The sequence below is a fragment of the Mycobacterium sp. TH-M11 genome, assembly GCF_057473725.1.
This window is the reverse complement of sequence record NZ_JBYCLD010000086.1, coordinates 1-4,183: the sequence shown is the minus strand read 5'-3', so window position 1 is coordinate 4,183 and position 4,183 is coordinate 1. Positions and strand designations below refer to the sequence as shown.

The following is a 4,183-nucleotide window of genomic DNA, read 5'->3' as shown; positions in this document are numbered from 1 at the left end:
TTCCCGGTGGTCCGCGCGTTCCACGGCGTCAGCAGCGCAGCACTGGACCCATTCGTCCACATGGACCAGATGGGCGAGGTGGAATACCTGCCCGGTGAGCCCAGGGGCACCGACTGGCACCCGCACCGCGGCTTCGAGACGGTCACCTACATGATCGACGGCCGCTTCGCGCATCAGGATTCGCACGGCGGCGGCGGCTTGATCACCGACGGCGCGACACAGTGGATGACCGCGGGTGCGGGCATCCTGCACATCGAGACGCCGCCGGCGGAACTGGTCGAAAGCGGCGGGCTGTTCCACGGCATCCAGTTGTGGGTCAACCTGCCGAAAAAAGACAAGTTCGCCACCCCGCGGTATCAGGCCATCGAAGGCCACGATATCGGCTTGCTGTCGTCCGGCGACGGTGGCGCGCTGATCCGCGTCATCGCGGGCGAGGTCGACGGCCGTCGCGGCCCCGGCGTCACGCATACGCCAATCACCCTGGCGCACGCGACGATTCAGCCTGGCGCGCGCCTGGACATCCCGTGGAACCGCGACTACAACGCGCTGGTATACGTGCTGGCCGGGCGCGGCTCGGTCGGACCGGTGTCTCATCCGGTGACGCAGGGCCAACTGGTGGTTCTGGGGCCTGGCGACCGCATCGCCATCAGCGCCGCACCGTCGCAGGAGTCGCGGGTTCCCGCGCTGGAGGTCCTGATCCTGGGTGGGCGGCCGATCCGCGAGCCGGTGTTTCATTACGGCCTGTTCGTGATGAACTCCAAGGCCGAGGTGATCCAGGCGATCGAGGACTTCCAGGCCGGCAGATTCGGCAGCATTCCCCCCGACGGTCTGAGGCCGCACACCGCTGCCGGCTAGCTGGCGGCTCGATTTTATGAGAATCGTAGGTGTGACCTATGGCACAATCAGCGTGTGGTGCAGCCAGCGAGCAGGGGGCCGGGGCGCCCCCCTGCAGCAAAGGCTGCTGAAACACGTAAGCGCATTCTGTCGGCCGCGCGTGAGGTGTTCAGCGAACGCGGTTACGACGGGGCCACCTTCCAGGCGATTGCGGTGCGCGCTGACCTGACCCGGCCCGCGATCAACCACTACTTCGCAGACAAGCGCGCCCTGTACTGGCAGGTGCTGGACGACACCAACGACGGCATGGTCGCCGCGAGTACTCAGCGGGCCCGCGAGGAGACAACGCTGACCGGTCGGGTGTCAACCTTCATCGAAGGCACCGTCGAAGCCGAACTGGAGAACCGCGCCGCATCGGCATTTCTGATCGCCGCCACGTTGGAATCGCACCGTCACCCGGAATTGAGCCGGCCGGAAAGCGACTCGGTGAACGCGACCCGCTCGTTCCTGCTGTGGGCGATCAACGACGGCATCCGCAACGGCGAACTGAGCCAAGGCACCAACGCCGTCGCGCTCACCGAGATGCTGCTGGCGGTGCTGCTGGGGATGGGGTTCTATGCCGGCTTTGTCGGCGGCCGCGCCGAATTCGACGCAATCATCGAGCAGCTGAAATTGTTGCTGACCCAAAGCCTGAGCCGACAGCAGTGAGGTAGCACACACAACCATATAGGTTGCCTAACTTATTCGGTAGTATGTGGGCGCTATGACCGACGTAACTGCTGCGACCTCGATGCGCTCCGCGGGCGATAGCTGGGACATCACCGAAAGCGTGGGCGCCACCGCCTTGAGCGTGGCTGCGGCCCGCGCCGTCGAGACCGGGTCCGAGGCCCCGTTGATCCGCGATCCGTTCGCCTATTTGCTGGTCTCCGCCGCCGGGCAGCCGTGGGAGCGGCTGGCCAGTTCGCTGGACTGGATCGGCGACGACGACCACGGACGGCGAGCCCACCGGCTGGCCATCGACTACCAGGCCGTGCGCACGCACTACTTCGACTCGTACTTCGCAGACGCTGTCGCTGACGGGATCCGGCAGGTGGTGATCCTGGCCGCGGGCCTGGACTCCCGGGCTTTCCGGCTCGACTGGCCCGTCGGCACCGTCGTCTACGAGATCGACCAGCCGCAGGTGGTCGCCTACAAGACGGCCACGCTCGAATCGGCCGGCGCGGCTGCGACGGCGCAGCGCCGGACCGTTCGGGTCGACCTGCGCGACGACTGGGCCGCCGCGTTGACGGCCGCGGGTTTCGACCCGGGCCGCCCGACCGCCTGGCTGGCCGAAGGTCTGCTGCCATACCTGCCGGCCGAAGCTCAGGACCGGCTGTTCGACATCGTGACCGGGCTCAGCGCTCCCGGCAGCCGGGTGGCCGTCGAATCGTTCAGCCTCGGCACGGCCGACAGCGAAGCGCGTCGGGTCGCGCGGCGGGCGCGGTTCGACCGGATGCGTCAGCGGCTGGGCCTGGACATCAACGTCGAGACCCTGACTTATCAGGAAAGTGATCGGGCCGACGCCGCGGAGTGGCTGATCGAGCACGGCTGGCGCGTCGACGCGGTCGGCAACGCCGACGAGATGGCGAGGCTGGGCCGGCCGATTCCCGCCGATCTGGCCGACGAGGCCTTCACCACCACACTGCTGCGCGCCGAACTCGGCGACCGACCCAACGACAACGACTGAGGAGCTTGCGATGAGCGCATTGCGTAGCCACGACGACACCTGGGACATCACCGAAAGTGTGGGCACCACCGCGGTCATGGTGGCGGCCGCCCGCGCGGCCGAGACCGACAGACCCGACCCACTGATCCGTGACCCGTTCGCGAAGATCCTGGTCAGCGAGGCGGCTACCGGCGTCTGGGAAAAGATGCTCGACAGCTCGCTGCTCGAGCAGGTGGCCGAGATCGACGCCGAGGCCGCGGCGATCTTCGAGCACATGCGGGGCTACCAGGCGGTGCGCACCCATTTCTTCGACGCCCATTTCGCAGCGGCTGTTGCTGCCGGTATCCGTCAGGTGGTGATCCTGGCGTCCGGGCTGGATTCGCGGGCCTACCGGCTGGACTGGCCGGCCGGCACCGCGGTCTACGAGATCGACCAGCCCAAGGTGCTGGAGTACAAGGCGGCGACGCTGGCGGCGCACGGTGCGACGCCGTCGGCCGACCGCCACGAGGTGGCGATCGATCTGCGTCAGGATTGGCCGGCAGCCCTGGTCGCCGCGGGTTTCGATGCGACTGCGCCGACGGCCTGGCTGGCCGAGGGGCTATTGATGTATCTGCCCGCCGATGCCCAGGATCGGCTGTTTGCGCAGGTCACCGAGCTGAGCGTGGCCGGCAGCCGGATCGCCGCCGAGACCGCCGCCAATCACGGCGACGAGCGTCGGCAGGAAATGCGGGAACGACTCAATCGGGTGGCCGAGCGGCTCGGCATAGAGCGCAACGTCGACATTCAGGATCTGATCTATCACGACGACGACCGCGCCGACGTGGCCACCTGGCTCAACGACCACGGTTGGCGGGCCACGGCGCAGAACTCCGACGACGAGATGCGCCGGCTGAACCGCTGGGTCGAGGGCGTGCCGTCGGCTGACGACAGGCAGGCGTTCTCGCAGTTCGTCATCGCTGAACGCATCTGAGGGGTATCCGCGAGCAGCGCGCCCCACGTCGCAGTCTTGTCGGAGCTGTATTCGGCGCTGTATTCGGCCCTGCGCGGATCCGTATTCGGTGCCGTTGCGATACCCTGGCGGCATGACTACCTTGCCGCTGACCGAAGCAAAGGCGAAGTTGAACGAGTTGATCGACAGTGCCATCAACACCCACGAACGCGTGACCATTACCAGGCACGGCAAGCCCGCGGCGGTACTGATGTCTGTTGAGGATCTAGAGGCTCTTGAAGAGACGCTCTACTGGCAGTCGCAGCCCGGCGTACATGAGGACATCGCGAAGGCGCGCGAGGAAGCCGAGGCGGGTTTGCTGATGACCGAGGGCGAGGTCCGGCGCCGCTATGGCGTTGGCCACCGGTGAGTTGGACAGTGGGCCTTGCCGGCAGTGCGCGCCGCGACATCGACAAGCTGCCGCCGAGGGTGACACCCGCTGTGGTGGAGTTCATCTACGGCCCTCTTGCTAATGATCCGCACCGCATCGGCAAGCCGCTGCGCGAAAATCTTCACGGACCCTGGTCAGCGCGCCGCGGCGACTACCGTGTGCTGTACCTGCTTGATGAGCACCGTCAGCAGATCGTGATCACCAGAGTCGGTCACCGCTCCCAAGTCTACCGGCCCGGATGACGATAGGTATGTCGCAATGGCCC

6 protein-coding genes are annotated in these 4,183 nt (G+C 66.8%); all 6 read left to right on the top strand.

From position 1 onward, the window contains the following. Positions 1-855: pirin family protein (locus AC2VOG_RS03620; protein WP_486938547.1), on the top strand; the 855-nt coding region annotated here is incomplete at its 5' end. Positions 856-909: 54 nt separating this feature from the next. Then, entirely contained in the window at positions 910-1,542 is a 633-nt protein-coding gene (locus AC2VOG_RS03615) for a TetR/AcrR family transcriptional regulator (RefSeq protein WP_486938546.1), read from the top strand. Between the two features lie 55 nt (positions 1,543-1,597). Then, positions 1,598-2,560, top strand: a complete 963-nt coding sequence (locus AC2VOG_RS03610) for a class I SAM-dependent methyltransferase (RefSeq protein WP_486938545.1) — start codon at positions 1,598-1,600, stop codon at positions 2,558-2,560. A gap of 10 nt (positions 2,561-2,570) precedes the next feature. Continuing rightward, positions 2,571-3,509, top strand: coding sequence for a class I SAM-dependent methyltransferase (locus AC2VOG_RS03605; protein WP_486938544.1), 939 nt, complete (start codon positions 2,571-2,573; stop codon positions 3,507-3,509). A 112-nt stretch (positions 3,510-3,621) separates the two neighbouring features. After that, on the top strand, positions 3,622-3,897 hold the full coding sequence (locus AC2VOG_RS03600; RefSeq protein WP_486938543.1) for a type II toxin-antitoxin system Phd/YefM family antitoxin: 276 nt from the start codon (positions 3,622-3,624) through the stop codon (positions 3,895-3,897). 8 nt (positions 3,898-3,905) lie between these two features. After that, positions 3,906-4,160 carry a type II toxin-antitoxin system RelE family toxin gene (locus AC2VOG_RS03595; protein ID WP_486938542.1) on the top strand — a complete coding sequence of 85 codons (255 nt, stop codon included), beginning with the start codon at positions 3,906-3,908 and terminating at the stop codon, positions 4,158-4,160. Positions 4,161-4,183 lie beyond the last annotated feature (23 nt).

Coding starts and splice junctions, on each gene's coding strand:
- AC2VOG_RS03610 (WP_486938545.1), top strand. CDS start 1,598: ATGACCGACGTAACTGCTGCGACCTCGATGCGCTCCGCGGGCGATAGC.
- AC2VOG_RS03605 (WP_486938544.1), top strand. CDS start 2,571: ATGAGCGCATTGCGTAGCCACGACGACACCTGGGACATCACCGAAAGT.
- AC2VOG_RS03600 (WP_486938543.1), top strand. CDS start 3,622: ATGACTACCTTGCCGCTGACCGAAGCAAAGGCGAAGTTGAACGAGTTG.